Below are 23,147 nucleotides of genomic sequence, written 5' to 3' on the forward strand. Positions count from 1 at the left end.
TCGATATGGAGGTCTTAACATGTCTGATAATTCTTCAGAAGATGATTTAGCATCGTCCGTATATATTGCGGCGTTATACGCTGGCGTTGGGGGAGCTCTTCCGACCTTGTGTAGGCTTGCCCCAATGGGGATTGAGCAAAGTGTCGAAGCGATATTGAAGTTGGGGCATATAGTAGCGATCGGAATTTATGCCTTCATCGGGTTTTTAGTCTGTTTGGGTTTGAGGGAACGAAAATACAGGCAAGCGTTTGTTCTCGGAATTGCTGCACCTGGGTTGATCACCAACATCCTTGCTGGTACTGGAGATCGTGTTTCCCATGATTTAAGTCTTCTCCCAGAGTTTTCATTTTTTTCGGTTGCCCACGCCGAGGTGTCCGACGATTCGAAAGGCTCAGAACAGGGATTTTGGGTCGACCTGAAAAGAGGGCTTGGTTTTCCAGTTCCGATTGGTCGGCAAGATAGTCCTACCGTCTCAGAATTGCCCAACTCTCAAATCGATGACGTTTTCAGTTCGCTTGAGCGGGACCCTAATGCGTTTGAGATTGGGGATAATTTTGGCGGTTTACCCGTTGATAGTGGAATGGGGTCTCTTCACCCAGCGTTTGCGGATCTGGGCACATTTCTCATGGCCGACTCATTAGTTAACAATAGCTACTCAAGGTTTCGATATCGTTTCACTGGCGCAGATGAAACGCCAATGTTTAGCGCCGGTATTGTGGCACCCGACATTCTGCTGAGAAGTACTGACCGAGAGCATGCTTGTGATGTCGACGGGGCCATCGTGTATTCAAGCAAAGTAATTACTGCATTCACGGAACGACCTTATTATGCAACAGAGAGCATTTCGTTCGTTCTTGATGCTGTAGCGGTTGCTGAAGAATCAGCCTTCCGGGCGAGATTGGCTCGAATGTACTCCGCTCCTAAGTCTGCTAAGACAGAGATGAGCGGTTCTTGTGATCGGGCTGAAGAGCTTTATCTGGATACTGCGGAACGCCTTTACCATGTGTCCAACAATGCAGTTCACAGTTTCCGTTGACGTTTCGTTGACGTCTAAGGCGGTTCAGGTGTTTTAGAGTAATCTAACCCATTGAAAAATGGTGGGCCCAGCTGGACTCGAACCAGCGACCAAGGGATTATGAGTCCCCTGCTCTAACCAACTGAGCTATAGGCCCAAGCAGCAAAATGCTGTTTTGAAGGATGTTTCCTGGTGGGGAAAACAAAGCGGGCGCCATTATACCGGTGAGGTGTGGCGCCCGCTACTGTTCGGGCAATTAACCTTGGTTGCCCTGATCGTCAATGAACCCGCGCAGGTGATCGGAGCGGGAAGGGTGGCGCAGTTTGCGCAGGGCCTTGGCTTCGATCTGGCGGATCCGCTCCCGGGTTACGTCGAACTGCTTGCCGACTTCTTCCAGGGTATGGTCGGTGTTCATCTCGATGCCGAAGCGCATGCGCAGTACCTTGGACTCGCGGGCGGTCAGGCCGGCCAGTACCAGGCGGGTGGACTCGCGCAGGCCTTCGGCAGTGGCGGAATCCACCGGCGAGAGCGCCTGGATGTCTTCGATGAAATCACCGAGATGGCTGTCTTCGTCATCGCCGATCGGTGTTTCCATGGAGATCGGCTCCTTGGCGATCTTCAGGACCTTGCGAATCTTGTCTTCCGGCATTTCCATGCGCTCGCCCAGCTCTTCCGGGGTCGGCTCGCGGCCCATCTCCTGCAGCATCTGGCGGGAGATACGGTTGAGCTTGTTGATGGTCTCAATCATGTGTACCGGAATACGGATGGTACGGGCCTGATCCGCGATGGAGCGGGTGATGGCCTGACGGATCCACCAGGTGGCATAGGTCGAGAACTTGTAGCCGCGGCGGTATTCGAACTTGTCGACAGCCTTCATCAGGCCGATGTTGCCTTCCTGGATCAGGTCGAGGAACTGCAGGCCACGGTTGGTGTACTTCTTGGCGATCGAGATAACCAGACGCAGGTTCGCCTCGACCATCTCTTTCTTGGCGCGGCGGGCCTTGGCTTCACCGATGGACACGCGACGGTTGATCTCTTTGACGTCCGCCACATCCAGATCCACTTCGGTCTGAACGTTCTGGATGCGTTTCTGCAGGCGAACAATTTCGTCAATGCGCTCGGCCATCGGTGCGGCGTAGGGCTTCTTGCTTTTTGCGATCTTCTCGGCCCAGTCCAGGTTCACTTCGTTGCCCGGAAACGACTTGATGAAATCCTTGCGCGGCATTTTGCAGTCGCGAACACAGATCTGCATGATCGCGCGCTCGTTCTCGCGCACCAGATCGTTGGTGGAGCGGACCACGTTAACCAGTTCATCGAACGCTTTGTTGGCGAGCTTGAACGGTGCAAACACCTGGCCCAGCTCATTCAGGGCTTCCTGGGTTTTCTTGTCGGAGCGGCCATGCTTGGCGAGCGCCTTGTCGGCGGCATCCAGTTTCTCTTTCAGAAGCTCGAAGCGCAGCCGGGTCTCTTCCGGATCCGGACCGTTTTCGGTTTCTTCGTCGTTGGAATCATCATCGTCGTCGGACGAGGAGTCGGCATCGTCGGAGCTTTCGGTCTGGGTTTCTTCGCCCATGAACGGCTCGGCGTCGTCCGGGTCGAGAAAGCCGGTCACGATGTCATTGATTCGGCCTTCGTTCTCGATGATGCGCTCGTAGGCCTGGATGACGGTGCCGGCGGTACCGGGGAAGTGTGCAACCGCAGCCATGACATCGCGAATGCCTTCCTCGATGCGCTTGGCAATGACAATCTCGCCTTCACGGGTCAGCAGTTCCACGGTGCCCATTTCCCGCATGTACATGCGGACCGGATCGGTGGTGCGACCGGCGTCGGTTTCTACGGCGGCGAGTGCGGCGGCGGCTTCGGCGGCGGCCGCCTCGTCAGCGGTGGAATCGCCTTCGGTCATCAGCAGGGTATCGGCGTCCGGCGTTTCTTCCGTGACCTGAATACCCATATCGTTGATCATGCGAATGATGTCTTCGACCTGATCCGGGTCGGCGATGTCTTCCGGGAGGTGATCGTTTACCTCGGCGTAAGTCAGGTAACCTTGTTCCTTGCCTCGTGCGATGAGGTCTTTTAAACGTGATTTCTGCGAATTGCCTGACATAGACACCCTGTGAACTCGCTTTTTAAAAGGAAAAAAAGTTAAACAGCCATTATAGCTGTCGCTCAGTTGCACTGCCACCGAATGGTTAGATGGTGATCAATGCGTCTAGTTTCAAGTGCTGTTAGTCCTGAGTGCCACTACTCAGGGCCCTCAATTCTTTCCGTTCCTCGGTCGTAAGGTTCGAAAAATTGCGCAACAGTGCCGCGAGGCGCTGCTGGCGCGATGTTTCCTCATTGGGACTCAGTAATTCCCGTGCCGCCGCCAATGTGCTCTCCCGCGCGGGAATGTGCTCAATCCCGTCGAACAGGTGAAAGAAGCGATCCCGGGCCTGATTGTTCAGGGCCAGGCAGCGCACCAGGGTTTTACGGTCCCCGATGTCCTGCTCCAGAATCCAGCCCGCAAAGTTGCGGGCCTGATCGAACTGGCGTGAGCTTCTCGACAGTTCGATGACCTCAGTCGCCATATCCGGTGCCTCCAGCAATGCCAGACACAGGATGCTGTCTTTGCTGAGCTTTACGTCGATCCGTTCTTCTGCGATGCGGTTCCGGCGCTCACCTTTCCATTGGCCGCCCTGGTTTTTCTGCCGGTTCTGCCACTGGTTACGGCCCCCACACAGGCGCAGCATTTCATGCCACATGGCATCCCGCAGGGTGCTCTTGGGCATTTTGTTCAGCAGCGGTTCTACCCGCGCCCGCAATTCACCCCGGTGTTCCGGCAACTGAAGGTCCAGACCCTCACTCTGCCGGTCAAACAGGTATCGGGACAGCGGCGTTGCCGCGTCGATCCGCTTCTGGAAGGCTTCCGGGCCTTCCTTGCGAACCAGTGTGTCCGGGTCTTCGCCCTGTGGCAGCATCAGGAACTGGAGGTGCATGCCGTCGGCGATCAATTCGAGCGCATTGTCCATGGCGCGATCGGCTGCCCTGAACCCGGCCTCGTCACCGTCGAAGCAGAACACTATGTGTCGCACTTGCCGGAGCAGGGCGGTCAGGCTGTCCTGGTTCGTTGCGGTGCCCAGTGTCGCGACGGCGTAATGAATGCCGTGCTGGGCGAGTGCAATCACGTCCATGTAGCCTTCGACAACGAGCAGCTTGTCCAGTTGTCTCAGTGCCTGCTTGGCTTCAAAGAGTCCGTAGATCTCCCGGCTCTTGTGGAAGACATCGGACTCCGGGGAGTTGATGTACTTCGCCTTGTCGTCGCCAAGGGTGCGTCCGCCAAACGCGATGGTTTTGCCCCGGCTGTTCCGGATCGGGAACATGACCCGATTGCGGAACAGGTCGCGTGGCCGGCCGTACTTGTCGGAAACCGTGCCGGTCTCAACCAGCGGGCCCTTCAGGTCCTTGCTGGCGGCATCGAACAGCGCCGTGCCAGCCGCCGGGGCATAACCAATCTGGTACTGCTGCACGATGGCGTCGTCAAGGCCCCGTTGTTTCAGGTAATCCCGCGCGTAGGCCCCTTGCTGGCCGCCCAGTGCCGACTGATAGAAGCGGTTGGCAAAATCCAGGGCATCGGTCAGTGTCCGCGCCTGCTGGATTTCCTGTTTGGCCGCCTTGTCGTAGGGCACCTCCAGGCCGGCCCGCTTGGCCAGTTCCTCGACCGCCTCGGTAAAGCCGAGGCCCTCGAACTCCCGGACAAAGCTGATGGCATCGCCATGGGCGCCACATCCGAAGCAGTGATAGAAGCCTTTGTCTGGTCTTACATTGAAAGACGGGGTCTTCTCATCATGGAACGGGCAGCAGGCCTTGTAGTTGGCGCCGGCTTTCTTGAGAGTGATGCGTGAACCGATCAGCTCCGCCAGATCAAGACGATCAAGCAGGTCTTCAACGAAACGTTGAGGGATCAGTCCACTCATGGAGACTCCAGATCAACCAGGACTTGTCGGGTTCGGCCATAGCCAAAAATGCCGCCGAAGCCAGGCCTCGGCGGCATTTTGTGAGTCGCTCTGTGCAGCCTGCGGCTGGACAGGCAATCAGTGCTTTGCAGTCAAGCGGCGTCGGTTAAAACTTAGTACAGACGCTCAAACTTGCGCTGTTCCCGCTGAAGCTTCTTGAGATGACGCTTAACGGCAGCGGCTGCTTTGCGCTTACGAACAGCGGTCGGCTTCTCATAGTGCTCGCGACGACGTACTTCGGAAAGTACACCCGCTTTTTCGCAGGAACGCTTGAAGCGACGCAGTGCTACGTCAAACGGTTCATTCTCTTTCACTTTAACAGCTGGCATTCGGAAATCACCTACCTGATAGATTCGGTTTCAATTTTGTCCATCTGGCCGGGCCAGACTGGTTCGATCCCTGGTCAGATTGGCTAAAACTCGACCAGTGCATATTTTAGGGCGGCAATGATAGCGCTTGCCTTATGGCGAGGTCAATGTTTGTTCGACCAAACTGACAGCGCGTTTCGGGTTTCTGCTAAAATGCCGCTCTCTTTATTATAGCCAACCAACGTGGCCTGGACATTATGCTGATTCTTGGTATTGAAACCTCCTGCGATGAAACCGGTGTGGCGCTGTATGACAGCGAGCAGGGACTGTTGGCGCATGCGCTGTTCAGTCAGATCGACATGCACGCGGATTATGGTGGCGTGGTACCTGAACTCGCTTCCCGGGATCACGTGCGCAAGCTTCTACCCCTGTGCGACCAGGTGCTGTCCGAGGCCGGCAAGACCAGGGCCGACATGGACGGCATAGCCTACACCGCCGGTCCCGGGCTGATCGGGGCACTGATGGTTGGTGGCTCGGTCGCCCACTCCCTGGGGTTTGCCCTCGGGCTTCCGGTTCTGGGCGTTCATCACATGGAAGGCCATCTGCTGGCACCAATGCTCGAAGACAATCCACCTGCCTTTCCATTTGTCGCCTTGCTGGTCTCCGGAGGGCACACCCAGCTGGTGCGCGTCGACGGCATCGGTGCCTATCAAATGCTGGGCGAATCGGTGGACGACGCGGCCGGTGAGGCATTCGACAAGACCGCTAAAATGCTGGGTCTGGATTATCCCGGCGGACCCCGGGTTGCGGCCCTGGCGGAGCAGGGTACACCCGGCCGCTACCGGTTCCCGCGGCCGATGACCGACCGCCCGGGACTGGATTTCAGTTTTAGCGGACTGAAAACCTTCACCCTGAACACGGTCAACGCCGCCCGCGAAGCCGGCGATCTTAACGATCAGACTCGTGCGGATATTGCCCTGGCATTTGAAGCGGCGGTCGTCGATACACTGACCATAAAATGTCGACGTGCACTGGAACAGACCGGCTGCAAGCGCCTGGTGATCGCCGGTGGTGTCAGTGCCAACAAGCGGTTACGAGCCGGGCTGGAGAAAATGGCGACCAAATTGAAGGCAGGTGTCTTTTATGCCCGGCCGGAGTTCTGCACCGATAACGGTGCCATGATTGCCTACGCCGGCGCCCAGCGCCTGAAAGCAGGCCAGCGGGATGGCGAACGAATCGTTGCCGTGCCCCGTTGGCCGATGAACACGCTGCCGCCGATCACCGAGCCCCGCTCTGAAGGGTTGGTGGACTGAGGTTGGCCCTTAAAGCCCTGTCTCCCGGCCCTGGGCCAGTCGAATCAGGTTGTTCCGGTGGCGAACGACAATCAGGATCGCCAGCAGACCAAACAGCGGCAAGGTTTTGGGTTCGAGAAAGGCGCTGATGATGGGGCCACTGATGATGGCGATCAGGGAGGCAAGGGCAGAGATGCGCCAGCGCCACATGACAAGCAGCCAGATTGCCGCCATCACCAGGGTGGTCACAGGAGCCAGGGCCAGGCCGGCACCAAGTGCTGTCGCCACGCCCTTGCCGCCCTTGAAATGGTAGAACACGGGGATCATGTGCCCGGTTACCGCGAACAGGGCTACCATGGCCTGTACCATCACCGAGAGCCCGCTAGCGTGCGCCAGCCAAACCGGCAACCAGCCCTTGGCGGCGTCCAGGATCAGTGTCGCTATGGCCGGCGGCCAGCCTCCGGTGCGGTAGACGTTGGTCGCTCCGGGATTGCCGGAGCCCTGAGCCCGGGGGTCTGGCAATTTCCACAGCCGGCATACCGGCAGGGCAAATAGCACGGAACCGGCAAGATAGGCGGCTGCGCAAAGCAGGACGGTTACAACCGGGTCACTGGGCAGATTCATGGTATCGGCTCTAAGGCGGAGACGTCTCAGGGTGTTGTGTGCGAAAATGCCGGCCCTGAAATCGCAGGCCGGCGTTAACACAGTATCCGCTGGTTGTGTGTTATTCAATCAGCAAAGAGTGGAATACTCCGGGAGTTCCTTTGGCAGACAGTGTGCTCATTGAAGGTCTGGTGGTGGAAACCGTCGTCGGCGTTTACGACTGGGAGCGAAAGGTTGACCAGCAATTGCTGGTGGACCTGGAGATGGCCTGGGACAACCGGATTCCGGGGGCATCCGACGACGTACATGATGCTCTCGATTATTCCGCCGTCACTGAACGGGTGGTGTCGTGCCTGCAGGCGCTCAGGCCCCAGTTACTGGAACACGGTGCCGAACGGCTTGCGGCGGAATTGCAGGAGGTATTCGGGATCGCCTGGCTCAGACTGACACTCAGAAAGCCCGGGGCCGTGCCGGCGGCGCAGGCGGTGGGTGTCCGAATCGAAAGGGGAGCACGTTAATGGCCGGTCAGGTCCGGGTGTACATCAGCATTGGCAGCAACATCGACCGGGAACGCTATGTGTCCGCGGCGCTGGATGCGCTTGGGGCCTGGTTTGGCGAACTGGATATATCACCGGTCTATGAAAGTGAAGCTGTAGGCTTTGACGGGTCTCCGTTTCTGAATCTGGTGGTTGGAGTAACCACAACCCTGTCGGTCGGCGAGTTGTCCCGTCGCTTCAAGCAGCTCGAGGCGGACAATGGGCGCCGTCGCGATGTGCCCAAGTTCAGTGCCCGAACCCTGGATCTGGACATCCTGACCTACGGTGATCAGGTAGGTCAGATCGATGGTGTGGAGCTTCCTCGCGGGGAGATTCTCAAGAACGCCTTTGTCCTGAGACCTCTGGCCGATATTGCGCCGGAGGTTGAGCATCCGGTTTGCGGCCGGAAGTACCGGGAGCTGTGGAACGACTACAATACGGGCCAGAAACTCTGGCCCGTGGATTTCACCTGGAAGGGCCGCCGGATCTCACTGGCCGCCCGCTGACCGAAACAGGTCGATCAGGTGGTCGGTCGAACTGTCACTGTCTGACGTCTGTTCGCCCTCACCCAGCAGGCGCGGGAGAATGCCCTTGCCCAGCTGCTTGCCCAGCTCCACCCCCCACTGATCGAAGGAATCCACGCCCCAGATCACACCCTGCACAAAGGTCCGATGCTCGTAGAGGGCTATCAGCGCGCCGACCGTTTCCGGCGTTACCTTGTCCATGATCAGCATGTTGCTGGGCTTGTTGCCGGGAATCACCTTATGGGGGGCCAGCCGTTCGATCTCGGTGTCCGCCAGTCCTTCCGCCTTCAATTCAGATCGGGCCAACTCCAGGGACTTGCCGGCCATCATGGCACGGGCCTGACTGAGGCAGTTGGCAAAGAGATCGGCATGGTGGGTGGCGACCGGATTGTGGGTCTTCAGGGGAATAATGAAATCTGCCGGTATCAGCCGGGTGCCCTGATGAATCAGCTGGTGATAGGCATGTTGGCCATTTGAACCGGTGCCGCCCCAGATGACTGGCCCGGTTTCATAACCCAGCGGATCGCCGGCTTCGTTCACGCTTTTGCCGTTGCTTTCCATGTCCAGCTGTTGCAAATGGTCCGGCAGGCTGCGCAGGTAGTGGTCATACGGCAGGATGGCGTGGGTGTCGGCGCCCCAGAAGTTGTTGTACCAGACGCTCAGCAGCCCCATTACTACCGGGAGGTTCTGCGCCAGTGGCGCGTCCCGGAAATGGCTGTCCATGGCGTGAGCGCCGGCCAGCAGCTTCCGGAAGTTGTCCATGCCTACAACCAACGCCACGGGAAGGCCGATAGCGGACCACAACGAGTACCTTCCGCCCACCCAGTCCCACATCGGAAATACGTTGTCGGCATCGATGCCAAAGGCTTCCGCATCTGCCACGTTGGCCGTTACGGCCAGAAAGTGGGTGGCAATGGCGGCTTCGTCACCGCAGTGATCGAGAAACCACTGTCGTGCCACGGCGCTGTTTTCCAGGGTTTCCTGAGTGCGGAAGGATTTCGACTGAATGAGGAAGAGGGTGGTCTCGGGATTGACCAGCTTGAGCGTTTCGCAGATGTCCGTGCCGTCAATATTGGCCACGAAATGGCAGCGCATACTGCCTTGCCAATAAGGTTGCAGAGCCTCGCCCACCAGCTTCGGGCCCAGGTAAGAGCCGCCGATTCCAATGCTGACCACGTCGGTCAGGGGGTTGCCGCTGTATCCGGTTCGGGATTGCTCGAGAACGCTGGTCACAAAGGTCTCCATGCGATCCAGAGTGTTCCGGACTTCCTCGACCACATCGACGCCATCCACCATTATGGCCGCATTGCCCGGGTTCCGGAGGGCGGTGTGCAGGGCTGGTCGGTCTTCCGTCGTGTTGACCTTGTCACCCCGGAGCAGGGCGTCCCGACGATCTTCCAGCTGGCAGCTCCGCGCCAGTGCCAGCAGGCCGTTGAAGGCGTCGTCGGTGATCCGGTTCTTGGAGAAATCCAGAGACAGGCCGGCGCCCTCAATGAAGTACCGCTCTGCCCGGCCCGGGTCATCCGCAAACAGTCGGGTCATGGGCGTGGCCAGAAGCTGCTGTTGTAAACGCTCCAATGCCTTCCATTCCGGTTTGGAGGTCAGCTTGCTCGCGGTGTCGGGCATCAGAACATCCTTTCTCTGTCGGGTTTGCTTGATTACCGTGTGATGGAAAGATTGTCTATCAGGCGAGTCGTGCCCAGAAATACCGCTGCCAAAAGAGTGATTTCGGTGTCTTCTGCGGTTGCGGGTTTGAGGGTCCGGCTGTTCACGATATTGAAGTAATCGGGGCGCATCCCGGCTTTGCTGAGCTTGTCCCGGGCTTCGTCCTCAAGAGTCTGGAAATCGGAACGCCCCTCGGACAGCGCCCGAGCAGTGTCCTGCAGGGTTTGGTGAACTGCCGGAGCTATTTTGCGTTCGTCCGCCGAGAGGTAACCGTTGCGGGAGCTTTTCGCCAGACCGTCGTCTTCCCGGACGGTGGGGGCGCCGACAACTTCCACGGGCATCATCAGATCCCTGACCATTTTTCGGATTACCGCGAGCTGCTGGAAGTCCTTCTCGCCAAACACGGCAAGGTCTGGCTGGACCATATTGAACAGCATTGTCACTACAGTCGCCACGCCTTCAAAATGCCCCGGTCGGCTGGCGCCGCAATGGCCATCGCTGACCTCGGGCACGACGACCTGGGTCTGTTGGGCCAGGCCTTCTGGGTAGACTTCATCGACGCCGGGAGCGAACACGAGGGTGTTGCCAGCCGCTTCGAGCTGTTCCTGATCTTCGGCCAGGGTGCGTGGGTACTTGTCCAGATCCTCGCCGGCACCGAATTGCATCGGATTGACAAAGATGCTGGTGACGACCACGTCGGCGGCCTCGGCAGCTTTGCGAACGAGTGAAATGTGACCCTCGTGCAGGTTGCCCATGGTCGGAACCAGACCGATGGTTTTACCCTGTTGCCGGTAGCCGCGGAGAATGGTGCGCAGTTCTTTTAGGGAATGTACGGTTCTCATGCCTTGAACGTGTGCTCCTCGGCGGGGAAAGTGCGCTCGCGTACTGCGGAAACGTAGGCGGCAAGGGCTTCCTGAACCGAGTTGGTCTCGGCCAGAAAGTTTTTCACGAAACGGGGTTTGCGTCCGGTGGTTACGCCCAGCATGTCGTGCAGCACCAGGACCTGTCCGTCGGTGTCGGCACCGGCGCCAATGCCAATAACCGGGGCTTTGACCGTCTGGGTGATACGAGCCGCCAGGGGTGCCGGGACGCACTCAAGCAGGATGACATCGGCCCCGGCCGCTTCGAGTTCACAGGCGTGCTCAATCATCATTTCCGCCGCCTTCTCATCACGCCCCTGTACCTTGTAGCCACCGAACTTGTTGACGAATTGCGGAGTCAGGCCCAGATGAGCACAGACCGGGACACCTCGCTCGCTCAACGCGCTGATGGTGTCTTTCATCCAGTCGGTACCCTCGAGCTTGACCAGATGGGCGCCGGCCCGCATCAGTTCGGCGGCGTTTTCCAGTGCGGCGTCCACGGTGCCGTAGGTCATGAACGGCATGTCGGCCATGATCAGTGCGCCACGGTTGCCCTTGGCAACGCAGCTGGTGTGATAAACCATCTGGTCCATGGTGACGGGCAGGGTGCTGTCGTGCCCCTGCAGAACCATGCCAAGGGAGTCTCCAATCAGAATGACATCAACGCCCGCTTCACTGACCAGCTGGGCAAAGGTGGCATCGTAGGAGGTGAGGACAGAAAAGGCTTCGCCTTTCTGCTTGTATTCCCGAAGGGTATTGATGGTAACAGCCATAAAATCCTTGCCTTGTGGGTGGATGGGCCAAGACCGGGCCGGGGTCTGCCGGCATTCAGTGCTAAGGGTAATCCGGGGGTATGTCTGAGGCAATAGTAGCACGAACCCTGGCGCGGATAGGCCCGTCTGTCCTGGCGCCCAGGCCTTTCTCAAGATGGGGCGAGGGGATCCCTGTTGATCGGGGGAAGCTTGCGCAGCCGGTTGTCGGTACAGTGTTGGCGAAGTGCGCTGATGCTCCGGCCGTCAGGAAGTGTCAGGTCCGGATTCAGGTCCAGTAGGGGCTGAAGCACAAAATCGCGGTTCGGCAGTTCTTTGTGGGGGACGGTTAGCCGTTCGTCCTCAAGGGTCTGGTCGCCAAAGATCAGCAGATCGAGGTCCAGGGTCCTGGGGCCCCAGTGGCGAAGTCGCTCCCGCCCATGCTGCTGTTCAATCGATTGCAGGTGATCGAGGAGTGCATGTGGCGTAAGTGAGGTGCGCAGCCAGACAACGCCATTGACGAAATCCGGTTGATCCTGGGGGCCAACCGGGCGGCTGGCGTAGAAGGGTGACTGGGCGACGAGCACGGACTCCGGCAATGTCGCCAGTGCCGTCACCGCCCGCGCCAACTGGGCCGCCGGATCTTCGAGGTTGCTGCCGAGGCCGATGAAGGCGTCAGTCATCATTGCTGGGCGGGCCGTTTCACCGGTGGTTTGCCGCGACGCCGGCGCTTCTTCGGCGCGTCACTGCCCAGTTCGGAAAGCATGCGCTCCTGCCCGCGCTCGTCCGTTTGCTGGAAATCGGTCCACCACTGACCGAGACCGGGCTCGATTTCACCGGCCGCTTCCCGCACCAGCAGGAAGTCATAGGCAGCCCGGAAGCGAGGGTGGCTCATGGTGACAAACGCGCGCTTGCCCTGGCGGCGGGGCAGACGCATCTGCAGCTCCCAGATTTCCTTCATGGGGCCGGAGAAGCGCTTGGGTATGGATGTGGCCTGAACCTGGCGCCCAATGACTTTGCCGATGGCCCCATGCAGTGCAGGCTGCACCGGATCGCCATGATCCTGGCGGCGGGTCCATTCAGCCTGCAGGGCTGGCCAGAGCATGGCCGCAAACAGGAAATAGGGGGTGACGGACTTGCCCTGGGCAATGCGGGCGTCGGTGTTTTGCAGCGCCTGGCGAATCAGCTCGTCCGGTTCACCATTGTCGATGGCCCGGACGGTTTCGGGGAACAGGGGGGCCAGCAGGTTGTAACGGATCAGGAGATCGTAGGTAGCTTCGCCCTGGCCGGCGGAAAACAGCTTCAGGACTTCATCAAACAGCCGCGCCGGAGGAATATGGGTCAGCAGGGGGGCCAGCTCCCGGATCGGTGCCTCGGTTTCCGGTTCGATGTCGAAGTCCAGCTTGGCGGCGAACCGGATGGCCCGGAGCATGCGGACCGGGTCTTCCCGATAACGGGTTTCGGGGTCACCGATCAGCCGGAGTTGGCGATTGCGCAGGTCCTCAATGCCGTCGGCAAAATCAATGACGGTAAAGTCGCGAATGCAATAGTAAAGGGCGTTGACTGTGAAATCCCGCCGCAGAGCATCTTCTTCCTGGCTGCCATAGACATTGTCCCGCAACAGCAGTCCGTGTTCACTGGTTCTGCGGTCATCATCCGGTGTGTCGTCATCAGCCTGGGCGGCGTTCCCGCGGAAGGTGGTCACCTCAATGACCTCCCGGCCAAATACCACGTGCACTATGCGAAAACGGCGGCCGATCAGCCGCGAATTGCGGAACAGATCGTGGACTTCTTCGGGAGTGGCATTGGTGGCGATATCGAAGTCTTTCGGTGTTCCGCCCAGGAGAATGTCGCGCACACCACCGCCAACGAGGTACGCCTCGTACCCGGACTTGTTCAGCCGGTTGAGCACCTTTTTCGCGGGGTCGCTGATTACCGAGCGGGAGACATTGTGCTGGTCGCGCGGAATTTCCCTTCGTTGATAGGGGCGAGGCTTCTTGTTTCCGCTGCCGGGAATGAAAGAACGGAGTTTGTCGACGAGTCGTTTAGGCATTGAAATCCGTGGTTGCGATGAGCAAAAACCGAGAGTTTAACGGTTTGCGCAGGATTTGCCCACGTCTGGCCGGGAAAGTGGCGTTTAAATACAGGAAGGCCAGAAAATCAAAAGGCGGATCCGTTTTCACGAATCCGCCCTGAAAGCGTTGACGATCTGCATTGTTGTTGTTGTTACCGGGATTTTTCTTGATTTTTGTACCCCACTGCATATCCCCGAACAACGGGGCATCTCAGCAGCGCAAACGGAAAGCTTTGAATACATAGAGCGGCTAGGGACATCGGGCGAGTCAGGGGTAGCTGCAGCGTCGCCTGTCGACGATTCTTCTCTACATCTACAACTCACACGTGCCGTGGGACCACTAAAAAGCAAAGTACCCAAAACACTCAGTTCGCTCACGTTCTGTATTTGTTTTTGTTGCTGAACGTTTCTCTGCAGCTTTTTGTTTTTGTTTTAGCGCTGCGTTGTCATTGTTGTTTTTGTTGTTGTGCGCTTAATAGAGTGCAGTCGGTGTGCCAGTTTTTGGATTTGCTTTATTAACAGCACGTTACGAATTTTTAGGTCGTAAGTGTTACCCCGTACCCAACCAAAGTGTTACTCAGGTCACGTTAATTCTGGATGGAGTGTTACCGACAGGAACAGGCAGGTAACAAATGAGCAGAGGTTCACACTTTTTGCCGGGCCAGGCCAAAGTCGGGCGCGGCCCGGTCTTCGCCAATTCAGTTGCCTGAGGATTTTTTCCGGGGAATACCGAGGCGCTGACGGCGTTCCCACAGGGATTTCCGGCTGATTCCGAGCTTCTGGGCCAGTTCGGTTTCACTCATCCGATCCTGGTTTTCCAGCACAAAGTGCTGAAAGTAATCCTCCAGCGACAGATCGTTGGAGGAATCGACATCGCTGGCTCGGCTCTGTTCGTTGTTGCCTTCCACCAGGGTTTCCGGAATGTGTTCGTCGCCGACTTCGCTGTCCAGGTCCAGCAGCGCCGGCGTGATGACATCGCCGTCGCAAAGAATGGTGGCGCGCTCAATAGCGTTCTCAAGCTCACGAACATTGCCGGGCCAGCGGTGGCGTTCCAGGACGCGCATGGCTTCCGGGCTGAAGTTGAGGTTGGGTTTGCCCATCTTCTCGCCCTGGCGCGTCAGGAAACGCCGGGCCAGCCCGAGGGTGTCTCCCTGGCGCTCGCGCAATGGTGGTATGCGAATCTGCATGACGTTCAGACGGTAATACAGGTCCTCGCGGAACTCTCCGGTCCGGGTCATCGCTTTCAGGTTCCGGTGTGTTGCGGCAATCATCCGGACGTTCACCTTTCGGCTCTGGGTCGAGCCCACCTTGCGGATCTCACTCTCCTGCAGGACTCGGAGCAGCCGGGCCTGTGCCTCGGCTGGCAGTTCACCGATCTCGTCCAGGAACAGGCTGCCCCCATCGGCAGCCTCGATCAGCCCGGTCCGGGCCGATACGGCACCGGTGAAAGCGCCTTTTTCGTGGCCGAATAGTTCGGATTCAATCAGGCTCTCGGGAATGGCTGCGCAGTTGACCGAGATCAGGGGCTTGGAGGCCCGGGGGCTGAGAAGGTGGAGTGCCCGGGCAGCCAGTTCCTTACCGGTGCCGGATTCCCCCCGAATCAGTACCGTAGTCTCGGTTGGCGCCACCTTGCGAATCAGGGTGAACACCCGCTCCATGGCGTCGCACTGGCCGAACATGACGTTGGCCGGATCACCGTCCTCCGGTGCGGAGGAGGAGCTGCCCTGATTGTCGGACTTGCCCGGAGTGGAGGGTTGACGGGCCAGAATGTTCTCGACTGCGGCCAGCATTTCGTCGTGATCAAAGGGCTTGGCGATATATTCCACCGCCCCCATCTTCATCGAATCCACCGCCGAACGGAGGCTGGCGTAACTGGTCATGATCAGCACCGGGGTATTGGGCGCGCGGTTAATCAGTTCGGTGCCAGCGGCGCCCGGTAACCGAAGGTCGGAGATGATCAGGTCAAAATGTTCCGGTTCAAAGTTTTGCTCAGCCTCTTCTACCGAGCCGGCGTCGGACACTTCGTAACCGGCGTGCTGCAGCAGCTTTCGTACCGCCGAGCGAATGATGTCTTCATCTTCTACGATCAGAATGCGAGGCATATAAGTGTTATGACCTTTCGTTCTGGCTGATGGGCGTAATGCCGGTTTCCGGTTCGAAGGCGGGCAGTCTCAGGCGTACACAGGTTCCCTTGCCGGAAGCGGCCGGGCTTTCCACCTGAACGTTACCGTAATGTTCTTCCACAATACTGTACACCAGCGACAGGCCAAGCCCTGTACCTTTATTGGGTGCCTTGGTGGTGTAAAACGGCTCGAAGATGTGGTCGAGCTGATCCTGGGGAATGCCTGAGCCTTCATCAATGACCTCGATAATAGCGGAGTAGCCGTCACCGTTTCCACTGACCCGGATGGTGCCGCCATCGGGGGACGCGTCCCGGGCATTTGCCAACAGGTTGACGAAAACCTGGACGAGGCGCTGTTCATCCCCCAGCACTTGCAGGTTCGCCGGGCAGTCATTAATGAAGTGGATGCGCAGGCCTTTGTCGCTTAGCGACAGCAGGTTGATGGATTCGTCCACGCAGCGTCGGATTGTGACTGGCTCGTAGTGGTTGGCCTGCGCATGGTTGCCGGTACGGGCGAAATTCATCAGCGATTGCAGAATGGTGGAAATCCGGCGGGTTTGTTGTTGAATCTGTTCCGCGGTGTCGAGTATGTCCGGATTATCGGTTTCCAGTTTCAGGTTCTGGGCCAGGGAGGAAATGCCGGTTACCGGATTGCCGATTTCATGGGCCACCCCCGCGGCGAGTCGACCAACAGACGCCAAACGCTCGCTGTGCATCAGTTCGTCTTCCAGAAGCCTGGTCTCCGTTTGGTCCTCCACCAGGATGATACTGCCGCCTTCCGGGTGGTCCGGGCCGCTGAGCGCTGCCTTGTGCAGGTTCAGCCAGTGGGGCTTGCCCCGCAGGTCGAGCCGGTGTTTGTACCGGTGCAACTCCTCGCCGCTGTTGAAGTCATCCAGCAGCAGGTGCCAGTGTTCGGGCAGTGCCAGCAGTCGGGCACCGACCACGTCGTCTGCGGTGATGCCGGTGAGGCTCTCCATGGCGTTGTTCCACATCAGGATTTCGCCATCCTCACCGACAGAACACGCGGGAATGGGGAGGTTCTGAAGGGTTTGCCGGTAATGACGTCGCAGGTTGTCCAGTTCCCCGGCCAGGCCGGTCAACCGGTTCTGGTACTCGCCCAGTGCCCGTTCCACGTAGCGGATGTCCTGCGCGGTGCCGCCTCTGGTCATGGGTTTGAAACCCAGGTAACGCTTCACCATATCCCGTGCGACGGAAGGCCCGAGCAGGCCGGACAGGTTGATTTCCACCTGATCCCGCAGCCGGCGCAACTGGTAGGGGCGATACTCGACATTGGGCAGTTTGAGTTGCGCCAGCGCCCGTTCCACTTCGCGCTTGGCCACACCAAAGCCAAGCGGTTCCGCCAGCTGCTTGGCGAATTCCATTGATGATGTTGCCAGCAGTTCCCGCCGCTGCGGGCGGGAGAGCGCCCCCATTGAGCAGGCCTGGGCGGCACTGGCTTCTTCTCCGGTGCTGGTGCTCAGCATGGAGATCAGGGCAAACACCGTGACATTGGCTGTCAGGCTGACAAAGACGAAGATGTGCCAGTTGCTGTAATCCGGGATGATCGGAGCGCCCAGAACGGCCAGCAGATTCGCCGTGTGGGAGAACGGCAGAACCAGGGTGGCGGTCCAGATCGTCAGGCCCACCAAAAGGCCGGCGATGAGTCCGCGCCGGTTGCCCTCCGGCCAGTAAATGACGCCGAGTGCGCCGGGCAGGAGTTGCAGCATCCCCGAGAGCGAAATGATACCCAGGATTGAGAGGTCGAGGTTCTTGCCCAGGGTTTCGTGGAACAGCAACGCAAGAAAGATGATGACGGCGATCAGCAGGCGCTTGATCCACTGCAGCCAGCTGTAGATGTCACCCTGTTCACGCGGTGTCTTCAGGGGAAGCACCACATGGTTAAGGACCATGCCCGCAAGGGCGAGGGTGCTGACAATCATCAGGCCGCTGGCGGCGGACAGGCCGGCAATGAACATGAACAGGGTCAGACCGCGACTGCCCAGCGCCTGGGCTGTGCCAATGGTGTAAAAGCTTGAGCCGGTGGTGACGGCCAATTCCTGGCCGCCCCAGAGTATCAGTGGGACCGGCAGGCCGAGCAGCAACAGGTACAGGGGCAGCCCCCAGCTGGCTTTGGCAAGTGCCTTCGGCGAGGGGTTTTCGCTGAATGTCATGTGGTACATATGAGGCAGCACCAGGGCGGCGGCGAACGACATCAGCATAAGGGCTCGCCAGCTGCCATCGTCGACGTTGAGGGTCATGGTGGTCGCCGGCGAACTGTTGCTGAGCAGCCAGGCATCGAGGCCGTCCATGCCGCCAAACACGCTGAACAGGATGACACCACCGAGGACCAGGAGGGCCACCAGTTTGACCAGGGAGTCGAAGGCAATAGCCAGGACCAGCCCTTGATGGTTTTCGGAGGTCTGATCCCGGCGGGCGCCAAACAGCATGGCAAAAAGCACGACGGTGAGGCTGAACATCACGCTGATGACGTTGGGCGAGGTGTCCGGCGCCAGAATGCTGGCCGACGTGGTGACCGCCTGGATCTGCATACTGAGCAGCGCCAGAATCGCGACGCCGGAACACAGGGTGACCAGGGTGCCGGCCCATTGGCTGCGATAGCGATAAGCAAACAGATCGGCCAGGGAGGTCAGCTGGTAAGCGCGGCCGATACGCAGCACCGGGTTCAACAGGACCGGAGCCAGCAGGAAGGCGCCGCTGATACCAAGGTAATAGGCGAGGAAGCCGTACCCGGTTTCGGCGGCCACGCCGACGGCCGCGTAAACGGCCCAGATGCCGGCATAGACGCCGAGGCTGAGGGTATACACCAGGGGGTGCCTGACCCAGTGTCGGGGCAGCACGCCGCGTTCGGTGATCCAGGCGATGCCGAACAGGATAACCAGGTAGAACAGGCTGGCGAATAGCAGCCCGGCGGCGCTAAAACTCATTGGGGTCCCGTCGCCATTCCAGCCAGAAGCCTACGGCAATGAGTCCGGCCCAGATCGCATAAGGGCTGTACCAAGCGTTTCCCGGTGACGTCCACCAATCGAGGATGTTCGGCGAAAAAATGTAGATGGCCAGGACCAACAGGAAGACCAGACGGTAGATATACATCAGGTATGCCATCCGCGCTGAGGTTTGTGAAAGGCTTTATACCATGTCGCTTACCTTGATGTCAGGTGGATGGCTCCCCGCCGCCAGTGCCTGACGCCCCAGTCAAGAATCGTGTCGACAGTCTCCTTGCCGAGCGTCCCTGGTGGTTGCTGCCCCAGGGCGTCCAGCGCCTGAACCAGGTTCTCCGCCGGGTGGTCGTCATCAAGGGGCGGTGCATGAGTTTGCTTGCTCAGCTTCTGCCCCTGTTCGTTGAGAATTACGGGAATGTGCAGCCAGTTGGGAGGCTCGGCGCCCAGCGCCCGGTAGATCTGCTGTTGCTGGGCGGTCATGTCCAGCAGGTCGGAGCCGCGGACCACGTCGGTGATGCCCTGGTCGATGTCGTCCATCACCACCGCCAGTTGATAGGCGTAGAACCCCTCCTTGCGGAGAATCACCGGATCATCCAGTTCCGCCGTAACGTGCTGGACCTGGGGGCCGAGAAGCTGGTCCTGCCAATGGCTGGTCTCGTCGTTCAGCGCGAAGCGAATGGCGTACGGCCGATCACCGGGCGTGATGTTGCCCTCCCGGCAGTGATTGGGGTGACGGCCGCCATGAAGTTTCAGTTCTTTGCGCGAGCAGACGCAGCGGTACGCATTGCCACTGGCGAGCAGGCGTTCGATGGCAGCCTGATAGGCGTCGTGCCGTCTCGACTGGAAGCGTACCGCCTCATCGGGCATCAGGCCGTGGGCCTCAAGGCTTTGCAAAATTTGGCCGGTAGCCTCGGGAGGCTCTCGCAGAGGGTCCAGATCTTCAATGCGGATGAACCACATGCCCTGATGCTGGCGGGCTTCAAGATAGCTTGCTAACGCCGCGACCAGAGAGCCGAAGTGCAGCGGGCCGGTTGGGGAGGGCGCGAAACGGCCCCGGTAACGTGATGGTGTCATGGGCAGTCAGTCAGCCGGCAGCTCAATAAATGCGGTGCCGGCTGCTGGGGGTTGGCCTGGCTTAGATGCCGGTCTGGCGCTCGCGAATTTCGGCGAGTGTTTTGCAGTCGATGCACAGGGTTGCAGTCGGGCGCGCTTCCAGACGACGGATGCCTATTTCGACACCGCACTGGTCGCAGAAGCCATAGTCGTCCTTGTCGATACGGTCGATGGTCTGATCGATTTTCTTGATCAGTTTGCGCTCGCGATCGCGGGTCCGCAGTTCCAGGCTGAATTCTTCTTCCTGGGTTGCGCGGTCGCTGGGATCCGCGTAATTTGCTGCATCTTCCTGCATGTGGTGCATGGTGCGGTCCACTTCTTCCATCAGCTCCTGCTTCCATTGCCGCAGCAGATTCTTGAAGTGCTCCAGCATGTCTGCACTCATGTACTCTTCACCCTTCTTCATTTCGTAAGGGGTGAAGTTAGTAAAACGTTCGCGTGGTTGTTCTGCAGTGTTTGCCATTGAACCCGGCCTCTTGTTTGTACTTCACAAGAACGCTTTGCTTCCCACCGCCTGAGCCCCCGTGGCTGAGCGGTTGAACCCTGGATGAAGCAGACGTCCTGAAAACGGGAATTTGCGGAAAATAGCAGATTAGTCACGGGGGTGCCAGCCTTGTGACAACTACTTTTGTACGGAGATCACATGAAGTTTCCAGAACCTTTGGTTGAAGGGCGTCTGATTCGCCGATATAAGCGCTTCCTCGCAGACGTGCGTCTTGCAGACGGAAGCGAGGTGACGGCACATTGCCCGAACACCGGCTCGATGCTCGGGTGCCAGCCCGACGATGCCAGGGTCTGGTTGAGTCGGAGTGATAACCCGAAGCGCAAACTGCAATTCACCTGGGAGCTGGTCGAAACTGCGCCGGGTGCGCTCGCGTGCATCAATACTGTCCGGCCGAACGCCCAGGCTCGCTCGGCGGTGGAAAGTGGCCGGGTGGCCGAACTCACCGGCTACGAATCTTGCCGGACAGAAGTGAAATACGGCTCCGAGAAAAGCCGTATCGACCTTCTGTTATCCGGGCATGGCAGCGAGCCGGATGCCTGGGTGGAAGTGAAAAACGTCACCCTGGCGGAGAACGGTCAAGGTTTTTTCCCCGACGCGGTGACGACCCGGGGGCAGAAACACCTGAGGGAACTGATGGCTCAGGTAACCGCGGGCGACCGGGCCGTGCTGTTTTTTGTGGTGAATCACACGGGCATCGAGACCGTTCGACCGGCGGACCATATTGATCCGACCTACGGACAGTTATTGAGGGAAGCCTGCGACGCCGGTGTCGAGGTGATTGCCTATCGGGCCGATCTAATGGGCGAGAGCGGTAACCCGACGGGAGTGATGAGCCTGACCGATTCGGTGCCGGTCATTCTTGAAATCTGATCTGAACCTCCCCGTTTTCAATTCTTGTATCGAGGGCGGTCAGCGCGTCGCCCTGGCAGGGGCCGGCGATGCACTCGCCGGTGCCGGGCTTGAACAGCGCCCCGTGGGTCGAGCATTGAATGAACAGGTTGTCGGAATCCATGAACCGACCGGGCATCCAGTTCAGTTCAATGCCCAGGTGGGGACACTGATTGACATAGGCCCGGAGCTCGTCGCCGTCCAGGAACAGGAACCCGGACAGTGGCATTGAGCCGGGTTCCGCATTCGGGCGCTGAATGCGGAACTCCACGATTCGCTCCGCGGTAATTTCGTCCCGACGGCAGACTGGCTGCCACGGGCTGGCTGGCGTCGAGGTCATGAACGCATCCTTCCCTGGTCAGCGCGGGCCAAAACCGAAGTGTTGACGAATCCGGTCAGCGACGGCCTCGGCCACATGCTCCTGATCCGTATGCAGGTGGATGGTGTGACTGCGTTCCTCGGTCGTCAGTGGCTCAAACCAGCTCTGCTGTTCGTCCAGGAGCTCCTCGGTCGCCTCGGACGCGTCGTTCGTACGCTTGCGAATCCATTCCCGGCGCAATTCCTCCGGGGCCTCACAGTGCAGCAGGGCGAAAGGCACGGCCTGCTCTTCGGCGACCTTGGCAAAGAGGGAACGCTCCTGTTCTTTCAGGCAGGCTGCGTCTATTACCACTGGAAGCCCGGCCGCGAGCAGGTTGCCGGCAACATCCGCGAGGCGCCGGTAGGTTTTCTCCGTGGCTTCCGGGGTGTAGAGGTTGCCGCGGGTGGGGGATTTGCTGTTTGCAAGGGGAGCCAGTCCGTGGATTCGTTTGCGCTCCACATCTGACCGCAGTCGTATCAGGCCCAGTTCGCCGGCCATGGCCGAACACACGCAGGACTTTCCGCTGGCAGACAGGCCCGTGGTGGCGAGCAGGTAAGGGTTGGGGATGGCGCTGTAATCCTCGGCCAGCTGAGCGTAATCACGGTAACGCTGCATCAGCCCGGCTTTCTCCGCATCGCTCAAAGACGGGTTGCCCATGGTGAACAGGGCGATCTTGGCCCGCACCATGGCACGATAAGCCTTGTAGAGTGGCAGCAGCGGGAGTGCGTCGAAATCGTCCCGGTATTCCAGGTAGGTGTTGAGTACCAAGTTACTGAGGGCCTGCTCCCGTCGGGACTCAAGGTCCATCAGCAGAAACGCCAGATCGTTGATCACATCAATCCAGCGGAACGGTTCATTGAATTCGATGCAGTCGAATACCGTAACCTTGTCCTCAAAACGCGTGATATTCGCCAGGTGCAGGTCGCCGTGGCATTCGCGAACCAGGCCATTGGCCCGGCGCTGGGCAATCAGGTCGCGGTGCCGTTCAAAGGTGGTCTCGGTCCAGGCTTCGAGGTTATCCAGCTGCAACAGAAGGTCCTTGTCGTCGATCATCGGACGAATCTGGTCAAAATTCTCCTGCATGGCGGCGTACACCGCCTCCGGGGTGCCCAGGGGCTTGTCGTCGGGGACCGTGGGCAGCCGGTCGTGGAAATCGGCCACCTGTCGGGCGAGGTCCGTCAGCAGTGAGGGATCGAGGTTGCCTTGCTCCTGCAACCGATCGAACAACTGGTCCTGTCCGAACTGGCGCATCTTGATGGCATACTCGAAGGCGTCGCCGGTCCCGCCAAGCACTGGCTGGTCTGGTGTGCCGGTAATGGGCAGGACCTCAAGGTACAGTGGCTCGGCGAGTCGGCGATTCAGCCTGAGCTCCTCCTCGCAGAAATGCTTGCGCCGGGCCAGGGTCGAGAAATCCAGGAACCCGAAATTCATCGGTTTCTTGATTTTGTAGGCGTAGTCACCCGTGAGGATAACCTGCGAAATGTGAGTCTCAATGACCTGAAATCCGTTGACTGGGTGATCGTAAAGCTCAGGATTCTGCAGTGCCCGAACCAGCATTTCTGAGGATGTCTCGCTCACGGTGT

22 protein-coding genes and 1 tRNA gene are annotated in these 23,147 nt (G+C 59.0%); 5 read left to right on the forward strand and 18 right to left on the reverse strand.

The features are described from left to right. Nucleotides 1–19 precede the first annotated feature (19 nt). The gene (locus tag K0B93_RS15115) at nt 20–1,036 is read left to right on the forward strand and encodes a hypothetical protein (RefSeq protein WP_219867984.1); all 1,017 of its coding nucleotides are present in this window, start codon (nt 20–22) and stop codon (nt 1,034–1,036) included. Nucleotides 1,037–1,095: 59 nt separating this feature from the next. Here the strand turns inward: K0B93_RS15115 and K0B93_RS15120 are convergent. The 4 genes from K0B93_RS15120 to rpsU form a co-directional block, all read right to left on the reverse strand. Next, nucleotides 1,096–1,172: transfer RNA gene (locus K0B93_RS15120), tRNA-Ile, on the reverse strand. A gap of 99 nt (nt 1,173–1,271) precedes the next feature. After that, entirely contained in the window at nt 1,272–3,119 is a 1,848-nt protein-coding gene (rpoD, locus tag K0B93_RS15125) for an RNA polymerase sigma factor RpoD (protein WP_219867985.1), read from the reverse strand. 121 nt (nt 3,120–3,240) lie between these two features. After that, complete coding sequence (gene dnaG, locus K0B93_RS15130) at nt 3,241–4,968, reverse strand: DNA primase (protein WP_219867986.1); 1,728 nt, start codon at nt 4,966–4,968, stop codon at nt 3,241–3,243. Nucleotides 4,969–5,120: 152 nt separating this feature from the next. Next, a complete protein-coding gene (gene rpsU / locus K0B93_RS15135; protein WP_007153483.1) occupies nt 5,121–5,336 on the reverse strand; it encodes a 30S ribosomal protein S21 in 216 nt (71 codons plus the stop codon). Between the two features lie 236 nt (nt 5,337–5,572). Between rpsU and tsaD the strand changes: the two genes are divergently transcribed. Further along, on the forward strand, nt 5,573–6,628 hold the full coding sequence (tsaD, locus tag K0B93_RS15140) for a tRNA (adenosine(37)-N6)-threonylcarbamoyltransferase complex transferase subunit TsaD (RefSeq protein ID WP_219867987.1): 1,056 nt from the start codon (nt 5,573–5,575) through the stop codon (nt 6,626–6,628). A gap of 9 nt (nt 6,629–6,637) precedes the next feature. Here tsaD and plsY read toward each other — a convergent pair whose 3' ends face one another. Further along, nucleotides 6,638–7,231, reverse strand: coding sequence for a glycerol-3-phosphate 1-O-acyltransferase PlsY (gene plsY / locus K0B93_RS15145; RefSeq protein WP_219867988.1), 594 nt, complete (start codon nt 7,229–7,231; stop codon nt 6,638–6,640). A 140-nt stretch (nt 7,232–7,371) separates the two neighbouring features. Between plsY and K0B93_RS15150 the strand changes: the two genes are divergently transcribed. After that, nucleotides 7,372–7,728 (forward strand): dihydroneopterin aldolase, encoded by a 357-nt coding sequence (locus tag K0B93_RS15150; protein ID WP_219867989.1) that lies wholly within the window; start codon nt 7,372–7,374, stop codon nt 7,726–7,728. Continuing rightward, a complete protein-coding gene (folK, locus tag K0B93_RS15155; protein ID WP_219867990.1) occupies nt 7,728–8,252 on the forward strand; it encodes a 2-amino-4-hydroxy-6-hydroxymethyldihydropteridine diphosphokinase in 525 nt (174 codons plus the stop codon). Before K0B93_RS15150 ends, folK (K0B93_RS15155) begins: the two co-directional genes overlap by 1 nt. Here the strand turns inward: folK (K0B93_RS15155) and pgi are convergent. The 11 genes from pgi to dksA all read right to left on the reverse strand — a co-directional run bounded on the left by pgi (nt 8,235) and on the right by dksA (nt 20,276). Next, nucleotides 8,235–9,896: a glucose-6-phosphate isomerase gene (pgi, locus tag K0B93_RS15160; protein ID WP_219867991.1), complete on the reverse strand. Its 1,662-nt coding sequence runs from the start codon at nt 9,894–9,896 to the stop codon at nt 8,235–8,237. The two genes, folK (K0B93_RS15155) and pgi, sit on opposite strands and share 18 nt — an antisense overlap. Nucleotides 9,897–9,928: 32 nt before the next feature. Further along, nucleotides 9,929–10,777 (reverse strand): pantoate--beta-alanine ligase, encoded by an 849-nt coding sequence (panC, locus tag K0B93_RS15165; RefSeq protein ID WP_219867992.1) that lies wholly within the window; start codon nt 10,775–10,777, stop codon nt 9,929–9,931. Beyond that, a complete protein-coding gene (panB, locus tag K0B93_RS15170; protein ID WP_219867993.1) occupies nt 10,774–11,568 on the reverse strand; it encodes a 3-methyl-2-oxobutanoate hydroxymethyltransferase in 795 nt (264 codons plus the stop codon). Before panB ends, panC begins: the two co-directional genes overlap by 4 nt. A 149-nt stretch (nt 11,569–11,717) precedes the next feature. After that, nucleotides 11,718–12,230 carry a 2-amino-4-hydroxy-6-hydroxymethyldihydropteridine diphosphokinase gene (gene folK, locus K0B93_RS15175; protein WP_219867994.1) on the reverse strand — a complete coding sequence of 171 codons (513 nt, stop codon included), beginning with the start codon at nt 12,228–12,230 and terminating at the stop codon, nt 11,718–11,720. Next, nucleotides 12,227–13,597, reverse strand: coding sequence for a polynucleotide adenylyltransferase PcnB (pcnB, locus tag K0B93_RS15180; RefSeq protein ID WP_219867995.1), 1,371 nt, complete (start codon nt 13,595–13,597; stop codon nt 12,227–12,229). Before pcnB ends, folK (K0B93_RS15175) begins: the two co-directional genes overlap by 4 nt. Beyond that, on the reverse strand, nt 13,590–13,808 hold the full coding sequence (locus K0B93_RS15185; RefSeq protein ID WP_219867996.1) for a hypothetical protein: 219 nt from the start codon (nt 13,806–13,808) through the stop codon (nt 13,590–13,592). The genes pcnB and K0B93_RS15185 overlap by 8 nt, the downstream gene beginning before the upstream one ends. Nucleotides 13,809–14,316: 508 nt before the next feature. Beyond that, entirely contained in the window at nt 14,317–15,720 is a 1,404-nt protein-coding gene (locus tag K0B93_RS15190) for a sigma-54-dependent transcriptional regulator (RefSeq protein ID WP_219867997.1), read from the reverse strand. A gap of 7 nt (nt 15,721–15,727) precedes the next feature. Further along, nucleotides 15,728–18,685, reverse strand: coding sequence for an ATP-binding protein (locus K0B93_RS15195; protein WP_219867998.1), 2,958 nt, complete (start codon nt 18,683–18,685; stop codon nt 15,728–15,730). Further along, nucleotides 18,675–18,851, reverse strand: a complete 177-nt coding sequence (locus tag K0B93_RS15200; protein ID WP_219867999.1) for a hypothetical protein — start codon at nt 18,849–18,851, stop codon at nt 18,675–18,677. The genes K0B93_RS15195 and K0B93_RS15200 overlap by 11 nt, the downstream gene beginning before the upstream one ends. Nucleotides 18,852–18,901: 50 nt before the next feature. Next, the gene (gluQRS, locus tag K0B93_RS15205; protein ID WP_219868000.1) at nt 18,902–19,774 is read right to left on the reverse strand and encodes a tRNA glutamyl-Q(34) synthetase GluQRS; all 873 of its coding nucleotides are present in this window, start codon (nt 19,772–19,774) and stop codon (nt 18,902–18,904) included. 61 nt (nt 19,775–19,835) lie between these two features. Next, nucleotides 19,836–20,276, reverse strand: a complete 441-nt coding sequence (gene dksA, locus K0B93_RS15210) for an RNA polymerase-binding protein DksA (RefSeq protein WP_219868001.1) — start codon at nt 20,274–20,276, stop codon at nt 19,836–19,838. A 180-nt stretch (nt 20,277–20,456) separates the two neighbouring features. Between dksA and sfsA the strand changes: the two genes are divergently transcribed. Next, a complete protein-coding gene (sfsA, locus tag K0B93_RS15215; RefSeq protein WP_219868002.1) occupies nt 20,457–21,188 on the forward strand; it encodes a DNA/RNA nuclease SfsA in 732 nt (243 codons plus the stop codon). On the opposite strand, the gene K0B93_RS15220 is transcribed toward sfsA, so the two are convergent. Both K0B93_RS15220 and K0B93_RS15225 read right to left on the reverse strand, forming a co-directional pair. Beyond that, a complete protein-coding gene (locus K0B93_RS15220; RefSeq protein WP_219868003.1) occupies nt 21,172–21,546 on the reverse strand; it encodes a Rieske (2Fe-2S) protein in 375 nt (124 codons plus the stop codon). The two genes, sfsA and K0B93_RS15220, sit on opposite strands and share 17 nt — an antisense overlap. Before the next feature lie 18 nt (nt 21,547–21,564). After that, nucleotides 21,565–23,121: a bifunctional aminoglycoside phosphotransferase/ATP-binding protein gene (locus K0B93_RS15225; RefSeq protein ID WP_228743553.1), complete on the reverse strand. Its 1,557-nt coding sequence runs from the start codon at nt 23,119–23,121 to the stop codon at nt 21,565–21,567. Nucleotides 23,122–23,147 lie beyond the last annotated feature (26 nt).

Source organism: Marinobacter sp. F4218 (genome assembly GCF_019443085.1).
Classification (GTDB): domain Bacteria; phylum Pseudomonadota; class Gammaproteobacteria; order Pseudomonadales; family Oleiphilaceae; genus Marinobacter; species Marinobacter albus.

Excerpts from the sequence above, each read along its gene's own strand:
- K0B93_RS15115 (WP_219867984.1), top strand. The coding sequence starts at position 20 with ATGTCTGATAATTCTTCAGAAGATGATTTAGCATCGTCCGTATATATT.
- rpoD (WP_219867985.1), bottom strand. The coding sequence starts at position 3,119 with ATGTCAGGCAATTCGCAGAAATCACGTTTAAAAGACCTCATCGCACGA.
- dnaG (WP_219867986.1), bottom strand. The coding sequence starts at position 4,968 with ATGAGTGGACTGATCCCTCAACGTTTCGTTGAAGACCTGCTTGATCGT.
- rpsU (WP_007153483.1), bottom strand. The coding sequence starts at position 5,336 with ATGCCAGCTGTTAAAGTGAAAGAGAATGAACCGTTTGACGTAGCACTG.
- tsaD (WP_219867987.1), top strand. The coding sequence starts at position 5,573 with ATGCTGATTCTTGGTATTGAAACCTCCTGCGATGAAACCGGTGTGGCG.
- plsY (WP_219867988.1), bottom strand. The coding sequence starts at position 7,231 with ATGAATCTGCCCAGTGACCCGGTTGTAACCGTCCTGCTTTGCGCAGCC.
- folK (WP_219867990.1), top strand. The coding sequence starts at position 7,728 with ATGGCCGGTCAGGTCCGGGTGTACATCAGCATTGGCAGCAACATCGAC.
- pgi (WP_219867991.1), bottom strand. The coding sequence starts at position 9,896 with ATGCCCGACACCGCGAGCAAGCTGACCTCCAAACCGGAATGGAAGGCA.
- panC (WP_219867992.1), bottom strand. The coding sequence starts at position 10,777 with ATGAGAACCGTACATTCCCTAAAAGAACTGCGCACCATTCTCCGCGGC.
- panB (WP_219867993.1), bottom strand. The coding sequence starts at position 11,568 with ATGGCTGTTACCATCAATACCCTTCGGGAATACAAGCAGAAAGGCGAA.
- folK (WP_219867994.1), bottom strand. The coding sequence starts at position 12,230 with ATGATGACTGACGCCTTCATCGGCCTCGGCAGCAACCTCGAAGATCCG.
- pcnB (WP_219867995.1), bottom strand. The coding sequence starts at position 13,597 with ATGCCTAAACGACTCGTCGACAAACTCCGTTCTTTCATTCCCGGCAGC.
- K0B93_RS15185 (WP_219867996.1), bottom strand. The coding sequence starts at position 13,808 with ATGCAGTGGGGTACAAAAATCAAGAAAAATCCCGGTAACAACAACAAC.
- K0B93_RS15190 (WP_219867997.1), bottom strand. The coding sequence starts at position 15,720 with ATGCCTCGCATTCTGATCGTAGAAGATGAAGACATCATTCGCTCGGCG.
- K0B93_RS15195 (WP_219867998.1), bottom strand. The coding sequence starts at position 18,685 with ATGAGTTTTAGCGCCGCCGGGCTGCTATTCGCCAGCCTGTTCTACCTG.
- K0B93_RS15200 (WP_219867999.1), bottom strand. The coding sequence starts at position 18,851 with ATGTATATCTACCGTCTGGTCTTCCTGTTGGTCCTGGCCATCTACATT.
- gluQRS (WP_219868000.1), bottom strand. The coding sequence starts at position 19,774 with ATGACACCATCACGTTACCGGGGCCGTTTCGCGCCCTCCCCAACCGGC.
- dksA (WP_219868001.1), bottom strand. The coding sequence starts at position 20,276 with ATGGCAAACACTGCAGAACAACCACGCGAACGTTTTACTAACTTCACC.
- sfsA (WP_219868002.1), top strand. The coding sequence starts at position 20,457 with ATGAAGTTTCCAGAACCTTTGGTTGAAGGGCGTCTGATTCGCCGATAT.
- K0B93_RS15220 (WP_219868003.1), bottom strand. The coding sequence starts at position 21,546 with ATGACCTCGACGCCAGCCAGCCCGTGGCAGCCAGTCTGCCGTCGGGAC.
- K0B93_RS15225 (WP_228743553.1), bottom strand. The coding sequence starts at position 23,121 with ATGCTGGTTCGGGCACTGCAGAATCCTGAGCTTTACGATCACCCAGTC.